Here is a 21,840-nt window from a genome sequence, read left to right as displayed (position 1 = left end):
GGGCCAAGTTGAGCCAATGCCCCCGCTTTTCTAGCTTTCCTTATCTGTACGAGCCTTCCACTGATAAAACACTCCGGGCATAACCAACAGTACAAACAACAGTGTCGTGAGGGTGCCGCCGACCATGGGGGCGGCAATGCGTTTCATGACATCTGCGCCGGTGCCATCGGAAACCATGACTGGAATCAATGAAATCAACAAGGTGAGGCTGGTCATTAACATTGGCCGTATACGGCCCGCTGCCGCTTGTGCGACTGCAGCGGTATTATCTTGCTGCGGCTTATTGGTTCCAGCAGCCGATAAATAGTGCAGCATCAATAGCCCCATCTCTGCGGCAAGGCCGGCCATAGCGATCATGCCCACCCATACGGCGACGCTGAGTTTGTAGTCAAGCAGGTACAGCAACCAGAAGGCCCCGACCAGTGCCATCGGCATAGCGGTAAGTACAAACAGGGTGTCAGACAGCCGGCCGCGGTGCAGGTAAAGCAGGAAACAAACTGCTAATAAGGTCAAGGGAACAAGCCATTGCAGGCGGGACTTGGCCCGCTCCAGATATTGATACTGGCCAGCCCAGGCGATGCGCTGACCGGGCACCAAGTTGACTTGGTCAGCGACCACCTGTTTCGCACGGCCCACATAGTCCGCAACACCCACATCGCCTTTCAGGTCGACAAATACTAATCCCACTAACTGCCCGTCTTCATTGCGAATCATGGGCGGGCCAGTGCGGAAGTCCATATCAGCCAGTTGGTTGAGAGGCACCTGGGAACCGTCGGAAGCGGGAACCAGGATTTGCTCCAGCTGTTCCGGGGTGTCCCGGTAGTCGCGGGCATAGCGCACCAGCACGTCGTAACGTTCGCGCCCCTCGACGGTCTGGGTTGCAGCCAAGCCACCGGCAGCCGCGGCAATCACATCTTCGATATCCTGCACATTTAAACCGTGGCGGGAGGCCCGTGCGCGATCGATATCAAAGTCCAAAAAGTAGCCACCGGTGAGACGCTCGGCAAAGACACTGCGGGTTTCATCGGCGGTGCGCTGATCGCTGCGCAGGGCTTCCTCAATAGCCAATGCGGTTTGTTCGATTTCTTCCAGGTTATCGCCAAAAACCTTGATACCCAGTTGGCTGCGAATACCGGTGGCGAGCATTTCGGTACGGGTTTGGATGGGCATCCACCAGATATTCGGCATACCGGGATACTGAAGTTTCTCATCCATCTCCGCTAGCAAGTCATCCCAGGTCATGCCGGGCCGCCATGCATCCTTGGGCTTCAGGGTAATCACAGTCTCTACCATGGAGAGTGGTGCAGAGTCAGTCGCACTGTTTGAGCGGCCAATTTTACCGAACACGTGCTCAACCTCGGGAAAGGTTTTTAGCTCTTCATCCATTTGCTGCAGTACTTTGCCCGCTTCGGTCACAGACATACCGGGTAGGGCAGTGGGCATATAGAGGATGCTACCCTCATTGAGTGGCGGCATAAATTCACCACTCAACTTACTGATGGGGTAGGCCACGGAAACCAGGGCGATTACCGCGAGGGCCGCCACCATTTTGCGCTGGCGCACACAGAAGTGGATCACCGGTTGCAGTGTAAAAACCAGGGCACGGGTGATCGGGTTTTCCTTGGTGCGGATCTTGCCACGCATCAACAGTACGGCGAGTGCCGGGATCAGGGTGATCGCCAGCAGTGCGGCAAAGGCCATGCTGTAGGTTTTTGTATAGGCGAGGGGTTTGAACAAACGGCCCTCGGTGGCTTCCAGTGCAAACACCGGTAGGAAGGAAACCGTAATAATAATCAGGGAGAAGAAGATGCTCGGCCCCACTTCCTGCATTGCCCGAACAACCAACCTTCTTCGCTCAGCAGTAGACAATGCCTTATCGCCAGAGGCTGCCAGCTTTTTATGAATGTTATCCACCATCACCACGGCGGCATCCACCATAGCGCCAATGGCGACAGCAATCCCCCCCAACGACATAATATTGGCGGTTAACCCTTGCAGGGAAAGTGGAATAAAAGCCAACAATACAGCAATGGGTAGGGTGATCACCGCGACCAAAGCAGAGCGTGCGTGCAGCAGGAAAATGGCGATTACAGCGGCGACCACCAACATCTCTTCAATCAGGGTGTTTTTAAGGTTGTCGATCGCGCTGTTAATCAGCTTTGAGCGATCATAAGTCACCACCAGCTCGACGCCCTCTGGCAACCCAGCGCGAATCTGTTCGATGCGCTCTTTAACCCTTTCAATCACCTTTAGGGCGTTTTCACCGTAGCGCATTACCACAATACCGCCGACGGTTTGCCCCTCACCATCCAGCTCGGCAATGCCGCGCTGCATGGCCGGCCCCAAGGTAATATCGGCAACCTGATCCAGGGTTACGGGAATTTTTGCCGCGTTTACCCCAATGACTACCTCTTCCAGATCAGAAACACCGCGGATATAACCGCGGCCACGGACCATATGCTCGTGGCCGGCGATCTCCAGTACTCGCCCCCCGGTGTCGTTGTTACTGCGGCGAATGGCTTCGACCACTTTGCCCAGTGGAACATTAAACATCTGTAATCGATGGGGGTCGATCTGGACTTGATATTCCTTCTCATAACCACCGATAGACGCGACTTCGGCCACACCCTCCACAGAAGTGAGCCAATAGCGCAATTTAAAATCCTGTAGTGCGCGCAGTTCTTGCAGATCCTGCTTGCCGCTGCGATCCACCAACGCATACTGAAATACCCAGCCGACTCCGGTGGCGTCTGGCCCCAGAGTGGGCTGAACATCCTCGGGGAGTTGGTCTGATACCTGGTTGAGATATTCGAGCACCCGCGAACGGGCCCAATAAATATCGGTGCCGTCTTCAAAAATGGCGTAGACAAAACTGAGCCCAAAAAAGCTCTGGCCGCGGACATATTTGACTTTGGGCAACCCCAGCATGGCGGTGGAAAGCGGATAGGTGATTTGGTCTTCCACCAGGTCTGGACTGCGGCCGGGCCAGTCTGTCATGACGATCACCTGGGCATCGGAGAGATCCGGGATAGCATCCAGGGGAACACTGATAAGGGCCCGGTATCCCGCCAGGGCGGCAATCGCCACAAGGATCAGCGTGCCCCCCGGCTTGCCAGCGCAGGCCCCGATAATACGGGCGATCAGCCCTTTGGGTTCGGTATTTACCACTGCTGTACCCCCGATTTCAGGCGGCTCTCTGCCGCGATCAGGAACACGCCAGAGGTGACGATTTTGTCGCCTTCCTGCAGTCCGGAGCGAATCACAATGCGCTCGCTATCCCCGTAACCGGTGCGTACTTGCACCGGCTCCAGGCGTCCCTGGCCCAGATCACGGAAAACGATGCGCTTCTTGCCGGAGATCAGCACAGAATCCCTGGGAACCACTAGCAGATTCCCCAGTTTGGCACTTAACATAATGTCCGCGAACAGCCCGGGGCGAAGCTCGCCATCGGTATTGGGCAGGGTTACGCGCAGCCGCGCACTGCGGTTACTGTGATTGAGAAACGGGTCGATCTGGGTGAGGGTAGCCGGAATTTCCTCGTGGTAGACGTTGGTTAAACGCACCTTGGCCGGCATACCTTTTTCCAACAGTGGCAGCTGGTCCTCATAGGCGTGGGCTTCTATCCAGACCTGGCTCAGATCGGCAATACGCAGCAGGTTGTCCCCCTTCTGAAAGGCCGAACCCGCGACAATATTCTTCTCAATAATCACGCCACTGGCCGGAGCGAATATCGGTACATAGTCTTGCGCTTTCTGTTGCTCTACCAGCCAATCGATTTGCTCCTCTGAGAGTCCCCAGAGCAGTAGGCGCCGGCGTGCGGCTTTTTCCAGGGAATCGCCGCGGCGGCGCGCTTTTAGGTATTCATCCTGAACGGCCAGAAGCTCCGGGCTGTACACAGAAAACAGCACTTCACCGCGTTTAACTTCCTTGCCCTCAAAGTCGGCATCCAGGTCGCCAATCCAGCCATCGAAGCGCAGGCTGATATCCCGCAGGCGGGTCTCGTCGTAAGTCACCTGACCGTGTAGGTGAATGGGGAGGGCGAATGGCTGTCTTTCAACCGTGCCGGTTTTGATACCGATAGCCTGACGGCGACCACTTTCAACCACAATACTGCCGCTTTGCAGCTCATCATGACTGACCGGCTGTAAGTCCATACCGCAGATAGGGCAGGTGCCGGGCTGTGCAGCTCGGACAGACGGGTGCATGGCACAGGTGTAGTAAGCGGTATCGGAGGCCTCAGGTGCAGATTTCAAGCGCAAACCTTTGCGGTTGGTACTCATATCAAAGGCCAGGTCCACGTGGCGATCGTGACCGGTAGCCACATCTACCACCATGGGCCATGAGCCCACCATCGCGAGCTCTATCTCCCCCTGAAAAATACCTGGGCTGGTCTCGTTGATATCCGCCTGAGCGCGCATGGCTGGCATAGCACCCATCGCGGGCATTTCCGCTACTGCGCGAACTTCGGCACCGCTGACTGGACGGTTTTCTTTGTCCCTAACTTCGATGCGAATCTGGTTCTTACCAGCGCGGGGCTGCTGTGGATCTACGGTTACAGCGATCTGGAAGGGGCCGGCAGGAATAAACTCAATATGGTCGGTCACCGCTAATCCAGCTGTTTTCTTCCAATAGAAGGCAGCGCCTGCCGCCGCCAGAAAAAAAACGAAAGAAACCAGGCTCAGCGTTTTTGCGCGGCTCATAGCACACCTCCAAAGACAGAGGGGATCAGAATTTGGGTACCGAGCTTGGTGCTGTGTGGGGTGCCAAGTTGGCTATCAAAGGCACTGCCCATTTCTTTGCTGCTACGGGCAGCAACGGCTTGTAGGGAAATCAAAGGGTTCACTCCTAGAACAATCTTTCTGAAGCCCAACAGCAGCAATGACAAAAGTTGAAAGATGCATGGTGCTGCGGGAAATTTCGCAAATCAGAGAGAGGGAGTGATCAAATACGCAGGCGTAGAGTGGCTAACCAGGTTCGATTGCCGGGGAAGGTGGAGGCTAGGTGAGAGGGGGTAACCGTCTTGAGCACCGGTGGGGCTAGTATTTGCGGCCACTGGTAAGTGGGCGGTGGTGCCAGCTGAGGAAGTTCAAGGCCAAGGAAGGCAGCGGTTAAGGCGACTTCGTGATCATCCAGGGAGGTCTTGAGAGAAACCTGGGCATCGTATTCACAGCAGTCGACCTCATCGGGGTCTGAGCTGGTAACCATGTGGTCACAACAGCACTCCGCTGCCGGCTCAGGGCTCTCCATCATTTCGCAGGCAAGCACAGTTTGCACCTGGAACATCAGCAGGAGCAAGGCCGCCATAGCAATCAGTTTGGCGCGAAATGTGGAAGAGTAGTGTTTCATTACTAGTAAATCATACACCAGAGATCGGCCACCCGACAAAGATTGCCTTCACTGCGTGACTGGCTGGTGTTCTCAAGTTTCTCCAGGCAATGAAAATATAAACGAGGCTCAGCAATTTCCCATGAGCCCTATGGTGGGAATTCCGACATCCATTTTCTCTTCGAGGCAGGCTTCCAAGCGATAATTAAGCTGTGCCCCTCTGAATAATGGGCCAAGTCACATATAGCTATCGAAAGCGACCTAAGGTTCCCCAATGCCATTCCTTCCAAATGCCGCCTTATTGTTGATTTCTTTAATGAGCATCATCTTTACTACTTCCGCTGTCGCTAGCTCTAATCAAGATGCCTTACAGATATTGCATGCTACGGCGGATGATCTCAATAAGAAAATTGATAGCGACTGGATACTGAGTAGGGAACGGAATTTGACAGCTTGGCTGCGAATGAAAGCAGTTCGCCAAGCGAGTTATGACGGTGAAGACTTGTCTTTCCTCCAAAAGCACGGCCTTGAAAAAAAGAGCCCGACTTGGTATGAGGTGAATTTAAAAGAACATCCTGAGTGGATGACCGCATACCGGTTGCTAATGCCGTTATCCTCTTGGCGAGGACTGCCTGAACACCAGGCTAAACTTTATGAACTTGGCATGACGGTGGTTGAAGTCAATAGACTCACTGGCTATATCCTTGCCAATGATATTCAGGAAATAACAATCCAGGCAGCGTTGGATTTTTTACGGGAGGAGGAGTCCACTTACGTAAGTAGATTTCTTCAAGGAGGTGAAGACTTTTCCTTAATCTATTTAGAATTTGTGGATAAGTTTTACACGCTCTCACATGTATTGGAAACCGATTGGGCGATAGGCCTGTTTAACCTGTTCGATCGTGATGGTCAAGATATTTTATTGACTTACAGTTTGTCGAAAGTTAACTCCCGGATAGGTCTGGGGAAGAGTAGTTTTAGCCTGGATGAGAAGGTTGACATATTCATGGGGTATTTTCTCTCTGGAGGATTTCATGCATCAACGAAAGAGTCATTGCAGAGACACAAAGAGAGAAGGCGAGCCGATAGAACTCAAATTAATCTGGAATTTAAACCCCCGACCGATAAAGCCGTCAATGAGTGTCGTTGCGCCCCAAAGCAATGTTCGTATACCAATCATTGAATATACTCATTAATAGCGATAACGCCTTGTGTCGCTTATGTGGTCAATTCTTGATTTTGAGTGGTAGTAGCAATGGCTGTAACAAGGATCTGTATTTGTCTTGTCGTACTTCTCATTTCATTGCCTCTTGCGGCAGAAGAAAACACCCCCGCCGCTGAATCCTACGGTCCCCTTACAAAAATGACCAACTTATGGCTCCGGGGTGAAATTAGCAAAAGGCAGATTCGGGAACTGGCGTTAAGAGGGCGCTATGTGAATAGTTCTGATAAAGATAACGCCCATGTATCTTTTTTTCTGGACGAGATGCAGATAGTTGCTCGTGGATCATCAGTGTCTGGGCGATCAGCCCAAATTAATATTCAGGTCAATGAATCTAAGTTTGATCTGGATTATGACCTTGTCTCCATGCACCTCTTAATTAATGGGCATGGCAGTGGGCTATCGAATGAGCAGAAATTTCTTCTGATTGTAATGAGCTATCGATTGGCAGCTGAGGGGTGGAGTAAATCTTTGGGAATAGACCAAATGGAGAAGAGCCTGATCTATAACACTCTAAATTACCTCTCCGAAATGCCGGCAGACTATAAGATGTGGGGGATGGCTAAGGAGATTAAATATCCTTTACATTAATAATAGAAGCGGACAATTTTTAAGTCTGTGGTGATAATCTAATCGTTATATAAATTGCCATTGATAAGATTGTGATATCCAAGGTCTTGTATGGACAGCGGAAGTGGCAATTTTTGTATTATGGTGATGCGCGCTCGACAGATTTCAAATATTTTTTCTAACCGATCTAAAAAAACTATTAGTCCAATCGTCCCAAAAAGGGGTGTTAACCGGGTAATATTTTAAGTTGGTACGTTTGGTCAATAAAAGAATAATACTTTTAAGTGGTTCAATCTTGTGTCAAACCTACACTGGCATTAATCTGCTCTATTTTTGCTTAAAAGGATTTGCATGTCAGCCCGGATTTCACAGTTAGATTTGTTGAGAGGAATTGCCATATTGGGTATTCCTTTTATGAATATGGTTAGTTTTTCCATGCCCATGGCTGCCTATTTGAACCCTAAAGCATATCTGGCAGATGGACCACTTAATGATCTGATTTTTATTTTCTTGCATATATTTGCCGATCAGAAATTTATGGGACTTTTTGCCATGCTTTTTGGAGCGGGTATAGTCCTTCTTGCTGAGAAGCGTTTACACCAGCAAAAATCTGCCGCTAAGATTCATTACAGCCGCAACTTTTGGCTACTGGTTATAGGCTTGCTCCATGCGATCTATATCTGGGAGGGCGACATACTGACAGTATATGCGCTAGTTGCTATGGTGCTTTATATATTCCGTGGGCTGCGTGGAAGTTGGCTCATTACGCTAGGAAATTTGAGTTTAATGGGCGCTGTACTGGTCTCAAACTATACCGGTGTTGTGTTATCCGGGCTCAGTGGGGAAGCTAAATATATAGTCTCAGATATCTTCGCACCTGATACAGCACAAATTCAAAGGGAAGTTGCGGCCTATACAGGTGGTTTCTGGGAGTTGGTCAATCACCGATTCGCAGCTGAAGATAGCGATGCAGATATGGAGGCGAATATCGTGATGCTATTTTTCAGTTTGTCGTTTATTTTGAAAATCGCCGCGATGATACTAATAGGTATGGGACTCTATAAAGTTGGTATCTTACGTGGTGAGGCAAGCCCTGAGACCTATAAAAAGATGGCTGTTGTCGCAACACCCATTGGTTTGATCCTTACTGTATTGGGTTTAGTTTGGAACTACAGCAATGATTGGGAGATTAATCACTACTTCTTATATGGCGATGCATTTAATCTGGTAGGGGCTACCTCCACCAGTATCGGCTATGTTGGCTTGGCCTGTCTCTGGTATCAGAGTAATACACATCTGTGGATTAAGAATAAAATACAACAGGTTGGCCGAATGGCATTTACCAATTACCTCGCTCAGTCTTTGATTGGTGTGTTTATATTTTATGGCTTTGGAATGGGGCTATATGGTGCGCTGACAAGAGTAGAAGTTGTTGGTGTTTGTATTGGTCTTGTCCTATTTCAGCTCGCTTATTCTGATTTGTGGCTGAAAGTTTTCCGTATGGGGCCTTTAGAGTGGTTTTGGCGGGCACTAACCTATCTGAAGCTTCCACCGATCTTTAGGGAGAAGTCGCTCCAGACTGCCGGTAGGGGAGCTTAATTAGTCTCATTTGAATAGTGAAAGGACACGTCAGCTAGGGCAGTGACAGGTGTTAAGGCTCAGAGAAGAAAAAGCAGCTCAAACTAATCAGATATCCAAATCGCAGAAGTAGAGGGCCGGCTACAATCAAAGATGTGCAACATCACGCAAATAGCGCCGGTTTTAACTACGGGTGCAAGCTGCTGGTGAGGCAAATCGGCCGGTGACTTAGCCTGCAAGACAATCAAGCATGTCCTTACTGTATCTCCTGGGCCGATAGCAGATCGCTGGCGGCCAGTATTTTATCGATGCAGTCGTATTCATTGTGGGCATATCCTATTCCGGACTTGGCCTTGCCATATTTGTACTGGAGCAGAGTATCAGCAGAAGATTCCCTACTGGGTTGTTGCATGCATTTTGGTATCTCTGTCTTTCAATCTCTTTTCTTACCAGCTATGCGCAAATTGTGTGCGGGCGCATTGGAACGGGAGGTGTAGATGCAGGCAAGTTGGGGCTCTAGTTTCAAAGGTACTGGCACCATAAGAAATGCAACGGTCCCTGCCTGTGTCTTGCGCGACCCTGGCAATTCTGAGCTATCGGATCTTGTTTCCTGCGATTTGGTATTTCGTGACGGAACGCTGGTCCAGGTTGCTCCAGCGGCCAGTCTGCCAGAGGCGTCAGGTGGGCTCGACCTGGATAACGGCTTGGTCCTACCGGCTCTTGTTGATCTGCATACTCATCTGGATAAAGGGCATATCTGGCCGCGTGCATCCAATCCCGACGGCTCTTTCACGGGGGCGATGCAGGCGGTTGACAGGGATCGGAGCAAAAATTGGTCAGCAGAGGATGTTCGGGTGCGTATGGAATTTGGGCTGCGTTGTGCCTATACCCATGGCACGGCCGTCATCCGGACGCACCTGGATAGTTCGCCGCTGCAAGATGAGATCACCTGGCCGCTCTTTTGCGAGATTCGCACCGAATGGGCGGGCCGAGTCGAACTTCAGGGCGTGTGTTTGTTCGGCATCCATCGCCTCGCCGCAGACGATCAATATTTAGGGCGCATTGCGTCTAGGGTGCAGGCTGCCGGGGGCATCTTGGGAGCAGCGACCTACATGGTGCCCGATCTAGATCGGTATCTTGAAGCGATGTTCCGTGCGGCTATGGAGCATGCGTTGGACCTCGACTTTCATGTCGATGAGACGCTCGACCCATCCGGAATGACCTTGCGCCACATCGCGGAAACAGCTCTGCGCCTGGGCTTTCAGGGGAAAATTGTGTGCGGGCACTGCTGTACTTTATCGGTACAGCCTGATGACGAGGTAGACCGTACGCTGGACCTGGTGGCTAAGGCGGGGATCGCGGTCGTGACTCTGCCGGTGAGCAATCTTTATCTTCAGGACCGGGTAATGGGCCGGACTCCGCGCCGCCGGGGTGTCACGCTGTTGCATGAAATGCGTTCCCGTGGAATAGATGTTGTTGTTGCTTCGGATAATACACGGGACCCCTTTTGCGCCTACGGTGACCTCGATCTGATTGAAGTCTACGCTCAGGCGACTCGCACTCTGCATCTGGACCATCCGGTTGGAGACTGGGTTCGGTCAATAACGACCACGCCGGCGGATATAATGGGGGTTTCTGCCGGCTGGATTGGGGCCGGTGAGTCGGCAGATCTGCTTCTCTTTCGTGCGCGCAATTGGAATGAACTCCTTTCACGCCCAAATGGTCCACGGCATGTGCTGCGCGCAGGGTACAGCATTGACAAGGACTTGCCGGATTTCCGCGAACTGGATCATCACATGCACATGGGAGCGCAACGCCCATGACTGACCTCTCCGCTTTGAAAGCGAATCTCGACGGTATCAAGGTCGAGGATGATCCACGGATAGTGAGAAAAAAGAGCCGGGATTTCTTTTGGTATTCCCCGATCCTCAAGGAGCAACTTGATGGTGTGACCGGTGATCTGCTTGTCAGCCCGAAAAATGTTGACGAGGTTATTCGCGTTCTAAAAGTGTGCTACGCCGCGGACATTCCGGTGACAGCTCGGGGGGCGGGTACCGGCAATTATGGTCAGGCCATGCCACTTTCCGGTGGCGTTGTCCTGGATTTGTCGGAAATGGATGCTGTCAAGGATATTAAACCAAGCGTTGTTGTTACCGAGCCTGGAGCCGTTATGGCGGATATCGATGCCCAGACGATATCCCGGACCGGTCATGCGCTCCGCATACATCCCTCCACCTACCGTATCGCGACCATCGGAGGATTTCTTGCAGGGGGGGCTGCGGGGGTCGGCTCGGTGAATTGGGGAGGGCTCAGGGATCTAGGTAACGTCATCCGTCTGCGGATGGTAACCATGGAGGCGGAGCCACAGGTTCTGGAGCTGACAGGAAGCGATGTCCAAAAGGCTCTACACGCTTACGGTACGACAGGCATCATCACCGAGATCGAAGTACCGCTGACAGAAGCTTATGACTGGATCGATGTGCTCGTCGGGTTTGATGATTTTATAAATGCGATCCGTTTTTCTGAAGAGCTTGCCAACATGGATGGCCTTTTGACAAAAGATATCGCTACGATTGAAGCGCCGTTGCCCCATGACTATTTCTTACGGCACAAAAAATTTATCCGCAAGGAACAGTCCGTTGTTGTGCTCATGGTGGCAGCGTTTGCCATGGGGGCATTGGATGGGCTCCTGAGCCGATCGCCGGGTGCTGAGATGTTGTACCGCTCCGATAGGGCAACCGCTGAAGATATCACGCATTTACCGCCGGCTTATGAACTCACCTGGAACCACACAACCTTGCGTGGCCTAAGCGTTGACCCATCGATTACCTATCTTCAGGTCCGTTATCCTGATATTAACCCACTTGAGACCGTCGGCAAGTTGCAGAGCATATACGCTGAAGAGTTGCCCGGCCACCTGGAGTTTATTCGCTACAACGGACGCCTAGTTCCCATTGGTCTACCCTTTGTTCGCTTCACGGATAAAACCCGGCTTGATGAAATTATCAAACGGCATGAAGCGCTCGGGTGTACGATTTTCAATCCGCACCGATTCACTCTGGAAGAAGGGGGGATGAAGCAAATTGACCCGGTGCTGCTTGCATTTAAAAGGCAGACAGACCCCAAGGGGCTACTCAATCCGGGTAAGATGATCGCCTGGGAGCATCCAGACTACAAGTTCGATAGTGATCAGGGGTTTTTGTTTCCAGGCTTACAGCGTTCATGAACTTGTATCATTCACCGGGGCCTGAATCGCCAGCACCAGTCTATGCCTATATTGCCATATTTATATAGCGGTATAATTTTTGAAATCTATGGTGCACTAAGAGCTAATATCCCTAAGGTCCCAGGGACGTGACTGTTTTTTTTGGTTGGTAAGATGATTTATTTATTCGGGTATAAATAGGATGTGTAAATTTAGTATTATTCCTTTTCATTTTTATTGAGCCATCTAATAATCGAGATATGTTCGTCATCTCCAATTGTTGTCATACTCTGATGGTTCCTATTGTGAATCTTGACTAAGTCAATATTATCTTGGCTTAAGCCTTTGTAGTCGGAGTAAGGAGCGATTCGATCTGTATCTGAGGATATTAAAAGTATTGGAATTTTAGATGATTGGATAAGGGGGATTATATTTGTATCCTCTAGGTTAATATTATTTTTTTCCAAGACTAAACTGGCGCCTTTGCGAATATCTTGTTCCGGAATGATTTTGCTAAGTATTGGATGTGTGACTTTAGAGTGATTATATAAGGCTTGATCAAATTGCGGCATTGGGGCTAATAAAATAACTCCACTGATATCCGTTCTCAAATTTGAGATATAGGTAGCGGTTAAGGCACCCATTGAGTTCCCAACAATATAAAAATTATCCTTCTTAATAATATCTGCTTCAATGAGGTTGTTAATAAAAGGGTTGATGAGTTTGCTATCATAAACTCCATATTTTTTAATCCCACCTGATTCACCATGGCCGAGGAGATCTGGAACAACAACATGATAACCTAAGAAACGAAAATATATTGCCGAGTTCAACATGAATTCTTTGGATACCCGAAATCCGTGTAATAATATCACCGTTCCGGAATATATCCTTGTTAAAGAACTCTTATTCAAATTCATGCTGGCAGTACTTTCACTGCCATTTGCTTCAAATGTAACAGAGTATTGTAAATTTTGATCTATTAAAGGGGGTCCATGATAATAGCTTATACAGATGTCATCCTTTACAAAGCAATATTTATCTTTCTTAAAACCATGTTTTATAATTCTTTCAATGGTTATTATCTCATCAAATGGGAAGCATTTAGAGCTTTCTATAAAGTTGGCAATCATTTGAGAACATACAGCACGTATAGGGCGTAACAGTAGGGTTGAGAATAGCACTGACAAATTAGCTATGGACTTCATTTCTATGTTTCCTATGCTGTATCTTTAGTGCTTGACTGAAATCTACAAATTGATGTTGTCTGCCTGAATAATAGGCGGCACCTTGTTAGTTCTTTTGACCCTCATCAGCCTTTCAACCCGTTTTGTGTTAAAGGCTCCAGGGTATTGCTGGACTACAGATGCCAAGTTATGAATCTCGGCTAGAATTCGTTTTCGAACTATGTCGGATTCTGTAATACCGGTATAAGCTAAAGTAAGTTCGCTTGCAGATTTACGTGTTTCCCCGCTTTTTGTGAGAATCAGCTGCGCCTCCTCAACACCATCCTCTTCTCTAGCGATAGCAAGTATGTTCCTAACGCTAAAAATCGCACTACAAAGACTCACATCATCGTCCGCGCGCCCCTCAATCAGCAATGCATTTGGCTGACTACATGGGCAAGTGGCGTGCCGAATCAAATCCCCTAACCGATAGCGTATAACTGGTACTGTCCAGCCATCGCCAATACGTGTGAGTAGGGCCCCGTGATCGTCGGGTTCAATCAATTGATCCGCTAAAAGGTGGTAAGTATCCCGATCACACTCGGGCCCGTTAACAGCGATGCTGTTGGTCTCCACCGAACCGTAGTCACACCAGAAGCCGGCATTTGGAAAGGCCATACGCACCGTATTAAACTTTTTCTCGGTCCAGGGTTCCGCCATCCAAATAATTGTTTTGATGTTCAGTTTGCAATTGCCATCCAGGATGCCCTGGGCGAAGTCCGCTAATCCTGTGGGAGCTCCAGCAAGGGCATTAATCTCTATCTTGCGAAATGTCTCCAGCCAAGCGCCTGTTTCAGTGGGAGTAAAGGGCCCTACAGGTGCGGTGATAGCTCTGCTTTTTTCGGCGAGAGTTTGAATAAAGTAGTGGGCACCCCATAGGCGGCCGGGGTTGAAAAGGTTGAGGAGTACATCGCCAGGCCCAAGTGGTTTCCACTGTTGTAGAAGTCTCTGTGTTGCCTGATGGAAGGGCGTATAGGCCAGCTTGGGGTTTCCTGTGGTACCACCGCTGGACATTAATATAGCGCCCTCTGTTCTTGCCAAGGCTTTGGAGATTTTTAAGATTTCTTTCGGCCCACTGATAGGTAGGTCTTCAATCCGGTTGGCGTTTGGGGGCACACTGAGCCCCCCCTGTACAGATATTGATCTGGCATGGTGTAACAGCTGGCTCCAATCTAAGTGTCCGATGGTCATGGGGAGCTCCGTGCTTTCATTTCTTTATTGACTTGCCCGATGGATGGCCATGGTTATGAATGCATCAGCTAGGGCTTTTGCGCTGAAATGACTGAGAAATAGCCGAGTGCTTTGTAGCTTTGCGGATTTTTAAAGCCGGCTTTAGTGAGCATTTGGTATAGCTCCTTTTCGGAATATAACCGTGAACCATGATTCATAAAAAGATGGAAGCTAAATAAGCTCGGTGTAAGCTGGCTTTCATCTAGGAGCATGTCATGAATAAAGATAAAACCCTCTTTGGGCAGTAGAGAGAAGGCCTTACTCAGTAAGGATTCACAGATAGCTTCTTGCCAGTCGTGTAGTACATTGCTAAAGCAGAGGCCGTCAAAGCCCGTGGGCCACTCAACGCTGAATAGGTCCCCCTTTGCAATGGTTATTTGCCGAGTTTTGTTAAATTTTTGTACATACTCCTTGGCAATTTCACAGACTGGGGCAAGATCAAAGAGTACAGCAGTGCGATTTGGATATGTTTCACAGAAGGCTAGGGCGATAGTCCCTGAGCCGGCACCAGCATCAAGTAAGGTATCAACCTGTTTGAAAATACCGTCTGAAGCGGCTTTAACTGCAGAGGCGAAACCCTGAGAGTGCATTAGATGAGTAAACGCCGCTGCCGATTCATTATCCATTTCATCGTTTTGCCACATATCGGTTACTGAACGCCCCTTACACTCTAATTCATATTCCCGCTTAAGGCTGGTTATAATTTTCTTGTCCAAATGATTGATATCGTAAATAGCAAAGGGGTCCAGCAAGACTTCCCCCCAATAATATAAACTGTTCTTATCTAAATAATTTTTTGCCAGCTCAGTGTTCTCATACTGGGCCAGTTCCATTTTGATATAACCCAGGTGATTAAGAATCAAAAGATATTGCTCAACACCCTTGCTACTAAGTTGCAGTGCCTGAGAGATCTTGTCGCTAGTGTTGTAGCCCTTGTCTATCAGGCCGTAAATATCAAGTTGAGCGGCAACCTTCAGACAAGCAAAGGTGTAGTTGCCCATCAGGCGATCCCACAAGGGGGTGTCTGAGGAGGTGGGCGCCTTTATATACATACTCTACCTCACTATTGTCTTTATAAATATCTTTAACACGAAGGGTTACACTCTAATATGTGTAGAAGTGATTTATATATTGATTTGTCGCTTAACTTCTATTTTTGTCACCTAAATGAACTCTAAGGTTTGTTTGTCTTTTCGCTATTTGGTTTAGGTCTATTTGTTTGCTCTTTTGCTTTTAGAGTAATAGTAGATCTCCAGTAAAGCACTAGGATGTCGCGATTTTGTACCAGTATAGGGCTGTGTGGAGTGGTTATGATTAGAGATTTTTTGCTGGAGATGAAAAAAACTTTTAGGGCTGATCAAGTTGTATCTGAGCAGGATGAAATAGCACAGCATATTGAAAATGTTACATCATATAACGTAGATGTTCCTTTAATCTTATATCCTGAGTCTGCTGAGGAAGTTCGACAGATAGTCTTAAATGCAAATAAATTTAAAGTTTGTATACAGCCTTTTAGTACCGGAAAGTCCTGGGGTTTTGGTTCAAAATTATCAACGCAGGGTGATCTAATACTTGTTGATCTTCATCGAATGAATAAGATTATCGAAGTAAATGAAGGGTTTGGCTATGCAGTTATTGAGCCGGGAGTGACACAGTTTCAACTTTTTAATTACCTCAACGAGACTGGCTCAAAGTATTTTTCAGACACAACAGGCTCTGCAAAGGATACAAGTATAGTAGGCAACGCTCTAGACAAAGGGGTGGGGTACAATATGGAGCGATATAAGCAACTTCTTAATCTGGAGGTTGTTCTAGGGGATGGGAGAATATTTAAGACGGGATTTGGGCATTATGCAAATTGTAAAGCAACTAATACCTTTCCGGAAGGAATAGGGCCATCATATCTTCGGATTTTTTTGCAATCAAATTTTGGAGTTGTAACTCGTGCAACAATAGAGTTGAGGAGAAGGCCTGAAAAAAAGTGCATGTTTTTGACGGTTTTAAAGGATGAAAGTTACCTGGGTGATGCAATCAATGCCCTCAAAGGAATTAAACAACTTGGGTTGGTTAATTCTATTACTCATTACTATGAAAATGTCCGGGTTAAAAATGGTCTGGCTCCTGTAATGTATCAAGATCTTAAGGGGCAGGGTGTTGATATAGATCGTGAGAGCTTGATGGGATTTCTGAATCGATACTCATTTGGTGCAGGTGTAATATTTTCAAATATCAGTGGTACCAAATACCAGATAAAAGCAGCAAAAAAAGAGTTGAAGAGATTGAGTCCTTGGGGTATTACTTTTTATGTGACGGATAGGTTGATTAACTTAGGGTTGTATGCTTCCAAGCTTGTCGGCTGGAAAAAAATGAACTCTTTTATTCATTGTAATGCAGGCTTTTATCGTATGGCATTGGGTGAGCCAAGTGATCGACCTATTATGAGTATTTATTGGCCGGCTCAAACGGAACTTCCTGAAGGATGGGAGAATCCGGATCACACTGACATTGGTATGCATTTCATTCTTCCAACAGTGCCCATGAATGTTGAATATGTTCAGCAGGCAAACTCAATTGTTCGAAAAGTAAATACACATTACAGTAAGGCCCAAGCAAGTTATGCATTTGGCCTTGTTGATGACAAGACAACTCATTTCAGTATATCAACGCACTTTATACGCACCGATAAAGTAGCGCGAGAGGAATCGCGATCTTTGGCAAAGGAGCTTAATGAAGAATTCATTAAGGCCGGCTTCCATCCTAACCGTCTGTTTGTTGATTTTATGGATCTTGTAGTTGATCCTGATGATATTTTTTGGCAGGTCACAAGGGATATTAAGAAGGTTTTTGATCCAAATGGCGTCATTGCACCTGGTCACTACAATTTAACTTGACACAATTTTGGTAAATGTTAATGAAAGCTTTTTAGTTCTTATTATGGCTGTTGAAATTTTCATTTTAAGAAATTTTAACTTCCCCCTTTGGTTTGAGAGTGTAAGAGTTATTTAAATGTTTACTGAGAAAAGATATCGGCAGTATATTAGTGATTTTAATTCTACTTTCACTGGAGGAATCAGCTTGGATGATTTCTTTGGTAAGTATTACGAAAAGAGTGCAACTTTTGAGTATGTTCCTCAGGCCCGTAAAAATATTGGGCGTGACCAAATTCTGGCCTTTTGGAGGGGGGTTGCAGAAAAAATGCAGGAGGTAATTCTAAGTCATACTCACTTTTTGGCGGATGAAAAAACTGTAGCTTCTGAAGCGCCGATAGATTTCCTCTGTAAAGAGGATCTTGAGTGGAATGGCATAACTTATAATGCCGGCTCAAAATTCAGGCTTATGATGTGTGCTTTTTATGATGTAAGTCCAAACAACAAATTTTCGTATGTTAGGGTATATTCGATATATAATCCGGGTTATAAGCCTGAAGAGTAAAACTTGTTTGCTCGCAATTTCTCCGCTAGGATCCTAGTTAGGTTTGTTCGATGTTAAATGGTTTGTTTAGGCCCAACAAGTGGGCCATAGCTTTTGAATTCTTCAAGAGTCAGTCAATTGTAACCACAACTTTGCCCATAGCTTTACCGCTACTCAGCCTTGCGTGAGCTTTGCCAATCTCCTTATAGCCAAAGGATAATTTGTCGAGTACGGGTTTGACATCACCCTTTTCTACAATAGATTTAAGGGCTTTTAAAATGGTCCCATGGTCTTTGCGCCCTTGATTATGAATCATAGGAATCAACATAAAAACGACATGCAAAGAAAGGCCTTTAAGGTGGGCCGTTGTTAAGTCAAGCTCAACCATGGCGACAGTTGAGATCACTTGCCCATTGAGTGTGGCTGCTTCGAATGATTTTGCCATGTTAACGCCACCCACAGAATCGAATACGATATCAAAGCCTTTGCCATCTGTATGTTCTTTGACGTATTCCTCGACCGATTCTTTTTTGTAGTTGATTGGTGTTCCACCGAGCTTTTTGATTAGAGCCATTTGAGGCTCTCCGGCGCCTGTTGAAAAGACCTCGGTGCCAAAGTGACGGGCTAATTGCAAGGAAATATGCCCAACGCCTCCTGAACCACCATGAACAAGGACTTTCTGACCCGCTTTAATACCGGCACGTTTTAGCCCTTCATACGCGGTAATACCAACCAGTGGTAAAGCAGCTGCTTCTCGCATGGTTAAATTTGTGGGCTTTAATGCGATCAGATTGGCATCCGCAACCATATATTCGGCCAGGGTGCCTGGCAAATCTGCTAAACCACCGGCACAACCATAGACTTCATCGCCAACCTTATAGTCACTGACACCGTTACCAACCTCTTCAATCGTCCCAGCGAAATCCATGCCTAAGATGGCGGGGAGAGGTGGAGAGAAGGGCAGTTCCGTGCCCATTTCTCGGATCATCGTATCGACTGTGTTAACGCTGGTTGCTGCAACCTTTACCAGTACATGCCCAGCCTTAATTCTTGGCTTTGCTACATCGGCTTCTTCAAATACATCTGGATTGCCAAAGGCATTTACTATCATTGCTTTCATTTTTAATTCTCAAATATCACGGGTAATAATGGTAGCTAATCAGGATTTTGGACTGATTATCAGGGCGAATTATTAATAGTCAGCCCTTAGAATAGAGAGGCTCTATTTTTCTATTGGAAAGAGAAGTCTTTCAAAGGGTTAATTGATGTTTTGTACTTGCATGACCAGTTCACTCCAATTGCGTTGATTTTCAATATCGTGCTCTAATCCCTGCTCATCAGCGATCGAAAACCGCTTCAGTGCAGGTGTTTTACTGGTCGCTTGATATAACCAGTAGGCTTCAGCCTTCAATGCTTCATCTATCGGCTTGTCGATGGACTCATATACGGCCTGCTTACAGGCATTGATAGATTCAGCAGGAAATTGAGAGATTCTCTTTGCTAGTGAATCTACATATTCACCGATTTCATCAGGGTCCAGTGCTTTGTTAATTGTGCCTAGCCTCTCCGCCTCATCCGCATCGAAGTCTTGAGCGCTTAGAATGATCTCTAATGCTCTCCCTAACCCGGTCTGGCGAGCCATCCGAGATGCGCCACCCCCGCAGGGCAGTATTCCCATACCAACTTCCATTTGCATAAACTTAAATTTGCCACGTGCGGCAAAACGCATATCCATTGCCAGCGCCAACTCGTGGCCGCCGCCTCGAGCAAAGCCTTCCAGTTTGGCAATGGTTGCCTGTGGAACTTTACTAATTCGCTCACAAATAGCTTGTAAATCGAGTAACTTAACTTCATCTCGGGATATTGCCTCATCAGACATATCCTTTAAGAGCTCGGTGTCATAGTGGCAGACCCAAATTTCAGGGTTTGCCGATTGAAAAACTACCACTTTGGTATTGCGATCACGTTCCAGGCGCATGGCTAAACTGTTAAGGTCCGCCAGCATTTCTTGCCCCTGGACATTCACTGGCCCAAAATCAAATGTGACCGTTAAAATGCCTTCCTTTTGAGCGGTTGAGAATGTAGTAAAGCCTTCATACTTCATCATTATGTCCTTTTTGGGGGGGAAGGTATTGATTGTTTAAGTTACAGGTTATGCTTTAGGGGATTTGAGCCCCTAACTCATTAGCAACGCTTTCAATTTCTAAAATAAGCAATTCATTCTTTGCCTCATCAAGAGCATCGGGGTGTGGCTGAGACCAATTGCCCAGGTCGTTATCAAAGTACTTGCCGGTAGCACTGGAGAATTCATCACTAAGAGCTGCTCGAACCAATACATCAGCCCCAATACCTATATCTCTCCCAAGCGAGCCATAAGCCTCTTTCACCATTTTGCTGCCCAAGAATGATGCGGGGTTAATGGCAATGAATGCTGGGGCTTCATTGCCAAGGGATTTGGATAATTGGAATGTCCACATCGTAATAGCCAATTTACTCTGGGCATAAGCATCACTATCAGAGAGGAGTTGCTCACCTTTAAGCGCTTCCAGATTCACAGGCGCCTGGGCGGCAGAGGATAGATTGATGACACGGCCACTACTATTGAACAGAGTTAAAAGGTGCTTGGTTAATATATATGGTGCAATAGTATTTACGATAAAACGAATATCGTACCCTGAGTCTGTAACTGGATTGGGTATTTTAAGTACACCAGCATTGTTTATTAGCACGTCAATATTTGAATAGTGACTTTTAACTTTTACTGCCAGTGCCACAACTTCAGACAGGTTAGTGAGATCTGCCAGAAAAGTGTCTATTGTGGTTTCAGGGTAATCTTGTGAGATGCTTTTTTTTACCTGTGCCAATTTAGACTTGCTTCTGCCATGCAACAGTAAAGTATGGCCTTTTGACGCTAATAGCTTTGCCGTTTCTAGTCCAATACCATCTGTTGCGCCTGTTAGTAAAATTGTCTTCGTCATTAATTATTCCTATCCTTTCAACTCTGGAAGAATATTTGTAGCAATCTGTTGAAGTGTTTCTTGTACGTCTCGTTTATTAAAGCGTAGATTAAGCGCAATATGATTAATGCCAATTGCCGCTCTTGACTTCAAATACACAGCTAATTGATTGATGCCGATGCGAAACCCCAAATGTATTGGTTGTGGCGGACAATCAGGGCCGTCAATAACATCAATATACAGTGGCTCCATAACTGGCTTGGCAGGGACCCCTTCTTCGCAGATGTTTTTTCTTAGTTGTTTAATAAAATGCTTCTGCTCTGTAAGGGGCCTGGGATATGTAATCCATCCGTCGCCATTGCTCGCTAGCCAATCTGGGGCCTGCTGGGAGGATCCTGTTATTAGTAACGGCAATTGTTGGCCATAAGGCTTTGGCAAAAGGTCCACTTCGCCAGATCCTGCCCCAAGGCGATTCTCAAAATGAGGGTAGGGGGCTGTTATTTTTCGAATGTATTCGTAACTCTCACGAAAAATCGCCCCCCTCTCCTTATAAGGAATATTCATCGCTGGATACTCTTCAGGGCGATCGCCGCTGGCAATGCCAAGGATAAGTCGCCCTCCGGAGAGTTGATCAACCGAGGCAGCTGCTTTTGCAACGTGTGCCGGGTGACGTAATGGCAAAATAAGACTCGCTACGCCGAGGCTAATCTTTGAAGTAGCACCTGCAAGTACTCCAAGATAGACGAAAGGATCAAACACTTGCCCGGCATCACCAAATGAAGGTACATTGAACGGCACGTCTCTTAGCCAAACGGCGCTAAAACCTAGCTCCTCAGCGAGTTGAACTCTCTCAATATGATCTGCCATAGTTGGCACAGAGGTTGCCGAGTAGTTTTCAATAGGGACGACTAGGCCTATAGAAAGTCGTCCGGGTTTAAATACGCTATTGAAGCCAATATTGATTTCGGGAAACCAAGCATTTCTATCTCTTTGGCCAGAAGTCACTAAACATCCCCTTCAACATAGTTGACACAGCGGACTATGGTTGTTGGCATTGCCATGTCCTTTGCACAATTGGGATCAGTTGGCTCATATCCCATAAATGTCCTGAAGAGA

General features: G+C 47.4%; 18 protein-coding genes. 7 read left to right on the top strand and 11 right to left on the bottom strand.

Annotated features, from left to right (window positions below; all coding sequences use genetic code 11):
• Positions 1-30: 30 nt before the first annotated feature.
• The 3 genes from ACJJIC_RS14005 to ACJJIC_RS13995 form a co-directional block, all read right to left on the bottom strand.
• Positions 31-3,168, bottom strand: a complete 3,138-nt coding sequence (locus ACJJIC_RS14005; RefSeq protein ID WP_445357214.1) for an efflux RND transporter permease subunit — start codon at positions 3,166-3,168, stop codon at positions 31-33.
• The gene (locus ACJJIC_RS14000) at positions 3,162-4,700 is read right to left on the bottom strand and encodes an efflux RND transporter periplasmic adaptor subunit (protein ID WP_445357213.1); all 1,539 of its coding nucleotides are present in this window, start codon (positions 4,698-4,700) and stop codon (positions 3,162-3,164) included. Before ACJJIC_RS14000 ends, ACJJIC_RS14005 begins: the two co-directional genes overlap by 7 nt.
• Positions 4,701-4,941: 241 nt before the next feature.
• Positions 4,942-5,346: a hypothetical protein gene (locus ACJJIC_RS13995; protein ID WP_445357212.1), complete on the bottom strand. Its 405-nt coding sequence runs from the start codon at positions 5,344-5,346 to the stop codon at positions 4,942-4,944.
• Positions 5,347-5,599: 253 nt separating this feature from the next.
• Between ACJJIC_RS13995 and ACJJIC_RS13990 the strand changes: the two genes are divergently transcribed.
• The 3 genes from ACJJIC_RS13990 (at position 5,600) to ACJJIC_RS13980 (ending at position 8,716) form a co-directional block, all read left to right on the top strand.
• The gene (locus ACJJIC_RS13990; protein ID WP_445357211.1) at positions 5,600-6,508 is read left to right on the top strand and encodes a hypothetical protein; all 909 of its coding nucleotides are present in this window, start codon (positions 5,600-5,602) and stop codon (positions 6,506-6,508) included.
• Positions 6,509-6,580: 72 nt separating this feature from the next.
• Positions 6,581-7,138 (top strand): hypothetical protein, encoded by a 558-nt coding sequence (locus tag ACJJIC_RS13985; RefSeq protein ID WP_252081718.1) that lies wholly within the window; start codon positions 6,581-6,583, stop codon positions 7,136-7,138.
• Between the two features lie 330 nt (positions 7,139-7,468).
• Positions 7,469-8,716 (top strand): DUF418 domain-containing protein, encoded by a 1,248-nt coding sequence (locus tag ACJJIC_RS13980; RefSeq protein ID WP_445357210.1) that lies wholly within the window; start codon positions 7,469-7,471, stop codon positions 8,714-8,716.
• A 235-nt stretch (positions 8,717-8,951) separates the two neighbouring features.
• Here the strand turns inward: ACJJIC_RS13980 and ACJJIC_RS13975 are convergent, their stop codons facing one another.
• Positions 8,952-9,107: a hypothetical protein gene (locus ACJJIC_RS13975; protein ID WP_444909543.1), complete on the bottom strand. Its 156-nt coding sequence runs from the start codon at positions 9,105-9,107 to the stop codon at positions 8,952-8,954.
• An 85-nt stretch (positions 9,108-9,192) separates the two neighbouring features.
• On the opposite strand from ACJJIC_RS13975, the gene ACJJIC_RS13970 reads away from it, so the two are divergent.
• Positions 9,193-10,518: a cytosine deaminase gene (locus tag ACJJIC_RS13970; RefSeq protein ID WP_445357209.1), complete on the top strand. Its 1,326-nt coding sequence runs from the start codon at positions 9,193-9,195 to the stop codon at positions 10,516-10,518.
• Complete coding sequence (locus ACJJIC_RS13965; RefSeq protein WP_445357208.1) at positions 10,515-11,921, top strand: FAD-binding oxidoreductase; 1,407 nt, start codon at positions 10,515-10,517, stop codon at positions 11,919-11,921. The genes ACJJIC_RS13970 and ACJJIC_RS13965 overlap by 4 nt, the downstream gene beginning before the upstream one ends.
• 197 nt (positions 11,922-12,118) lie before the next feature.
• Here ACJJIC_RS13965 and ACJJIC_RS13960 read toward each other — a convergent pair whose 3' ends face one another.
• The 3 genes from ACJJIC_RS13960 to ACJJIC_RS13950 all read right to left on the bottom strand — a co-directional run bounded on the left by ACJJIC_RS13960 (position 12,119) and on the right by ACJJIC_RS13950 (position 15,408).
• The gene (locus tag ACJJIC_RS13960) at positions 12,119-13,108 is read right to left on the bottom strand and encodes an alpha/beta hydrolase (protein ID WP_445357207.1); all 990 of its coding nucleotides are present in this window, start codon (positions 13,106-13,108) and stop codon (positions 12,119-12,121) included.
• Between the two features lie 42 nt (positions 13,109-13,150).
• Entirely contained in the window at positions 13,151-14,317 is a 1,167-nt protein-coding gene (locus ACJJIC_RS13955; protein WP_445357206.1) for an AMP-binding protein, read from the bottom strand.
• A gap of 68 nt (positions 14,318-14,385) precedes the next feature.
• Complete coding sequence (locus ACJJIC_RS13950) at positions 14,386-15,408, bottom strand: methyltransferase (RefSeq protein WP_445357205.1); 1,023 nt, start codon at positions 15,406-15,408, stop codon at positions 14,386-14,388.
• A 258-nt stretch (positions 15,409-15,666) separates the two neighbouring features.
• Between ACJJIC_RS13950 and ACJJIC_RS13945 the strand changes: the two genes are divergently transcribed.
• Together ACJJIC_RS13945 and ACJJIC_RS13940 are read left to right on the top strand one after the other, a co-directional pair.
• Complete coding sequence (locus tag ACJJIC_RS13945; protein ID WP_445357204.1) at positions 15,667-17,247, top strand: FAD-binding oxidoreductase; 1,581 nt, start codon at positions 15,667-15,669, stop codon at positions 17,245-17,247.
• A gap of 115 nt (positions 17,248-17,362) precedes the next feature.
• Positions 17,363-17,788: a nuclear transport factor 2-like protein gene (locus ACJJIC_RS13940; protein ID WP_445357203.1), complete on the top strand. Its 426-nt coding sequence runs from the start codon at positions 17,363-17,365 to the stop codon at positions 17,786-17,788.
• A gap of 109 nt (positions 17,789-17,897) precedes the next feature.
• On the opposite strand, the gene ACJJIC_RS13935 is transcribed toward ACJJIC_RS13940, so the two are convergent.
• From ACJJIC_RS13935 to ACJJIC_RS13920, 4 genes are all read right to left on the bottom strand, one after another.
• Positions 17,898-18,887, bottom strand: coding sequence for a zinc-dependent alcohol dehydrogenase family protein (locus ACJJIC_RS13935; protein ID WP_445357202.1), 990 nt, complete (start codon positions 18,885-18,887; stop codon positions 17,898-17,900).
• Between the two features lie 138 nt (positions 18,888-19,025).
• Positions 19,026-19,871, bottom strand: a complete 846-nt coding sequence (locus ACJJIC_RS13930; protein ID WP_445357201.1) for an enoyl-CoA hydratase/isomerase family protein — start codon at positions 19,869-19,871, stop codon at positions 19,026-19,028.
• 55 nt (positions 19,872-19,926) lie between these two features.
• Positions 19,927-20,745 (bottom strand): SDR family NAD(P)-dependent oxidoreductase, encoded by an 819-nt coding sequence (locus ACJJIC_RS13925; protein ID WP_444939233.1) that lies wholly within the window; start codon positions 20,743-20,745, stop codon positions 19,927-19,929.
• A gap of 9 nt (positions 20,746-20,754) precedes the next feature.
• Positions 20,755-21,729 carry an LLM class oxidoreductase gene (locus ACJJIC_RS13920; RefSeq protein ID WP_445357200.1) on the bottom strand — a complete coding sequence of 325 codons (975 nt, stop codon included), beginning with the start codon at positions 21,727-21,729 and terminating at the stop codon, positions 20,755-20,757.
• Positions 21,730-21,840: the final 111 nt, after the last annotated feature.

The sequence above is a fragment of the Microbulbifer mixtoriginis (SeqCode) genome, assembly GCF_052468275.1.
This window is presented reverse-complemented; position numbering and strand designations above follow the sequence as displayed.

Coding starts and splice junctions, on each gene's coding strand:
- ACJJIC_RS13990 (WP_445357211.1), top strand. CDS start 5,600: ATGCCATTCCTTCCAAATGCCGCCTTATTGTTGATTTCTTTAATGAGC.
- ACJJIC_RS13960 (WP_445357207.1), bottom strand. CDS start 13,108: ATGAAGTCCATAGCTAATTTGTCAGTGCTATTCTCAACCCTACTGTTA.
- ACJJIC_RS13965 (WP_445357208.1), top strand. CDS start 10,515: ATGACTGACCTCTCCGCTTTGAAAGCGAATCTCGACGGTATCAAGGTC.
- ACJJIC_RS14000 (WP_445357213.1), bottom strand. CDS start 4,700: ATGAGCCGCGCAAAAACGCTGAGCCTGGTTTCTTTCGTTTTTTTTCTG.
- ACJJIC_RS13975 (WP_444909543.1), bottom strand. CDS start 9,107: ATGCAACAACCCAGTAGGGAATCTTCTGCTGATACTCTGCTCCAGTAC.
- ACJJIC_RS13930 (WP_445357201.1), bottom strand. CDS start 19,871: ATGAAGTATGAAGGCTTTACTACATTCTCAACCGCTCAAAAGGAAGGC.
- ACJJIC_RS13925 (WP_444939233.1), bottom strand. CDS start 20,745: ATGACGAAGACAATTTTACTAACAGGCGCAACAGATGGTATTGGACTA.
- ACJJIC_RS13955 (WP_445357206.1), bottom strand. CDS start 14,317: ATGACCATCGGACACTTAGATTGGAGCCAGCTGTTACACCATGCCAGA.
- ACJJIC_RS13985 (WP_252081718.1), top strand. CDS start 6,581: ATGGCTGTAACAAGGATCTGTATTTGTCTTGTCGTACTTCTCATTTCA.
- ACJJIC_RS13950 (WP_445357205.1), bottom strand. CDS start 15,408: ATGTATATAAAGGCGCCCACCTCCTCAGACACCCCCTTGTGGGATCGC.
- ACJJIC_RS13940 (WP_445357203.1), top strand. CDS start 17,363: ATGTTTACTGAGAAAAGATATCGGCAGTATATTAGTGATTTTAATTCT.
- ACJJIC_RS13935 (WP_445357202.1), bottom strand. CDS start 18,887: ATGAAAGCAATGATAGTAAATGCCTTTGGCAATCCAGATGTATTTGAA.
- ACJJIC_RS13995 (WP_445357212.1), bottom strand. CDS start 5,346: ATGAAACACTACTCTTCCACATTTCGCGCCAAACTGATTGCTATGGCG.
- ACJJIC_RS13980 (WP_445357210.1), top strand. CDS start 7,469: ATGTCAGCCCGGATTTCACAGTTAGATTTGTTGAGAGGAATTGCCATA.
- ACJJIC_RS13945 (WP_445357204.1), top strand. CDS start 15,667: ATGATTAGAGATTTTTTGCTGGAGATGAAAAAAACTTTTAGGGCTGAT.
- ACJJIC_RS13970 (WP_445357209.1), top strand. CDS start 9,193: ATGCAGGCAAGTTGGGGCTCTAGTTTCAAAGGTACTGGCACCATAAGA.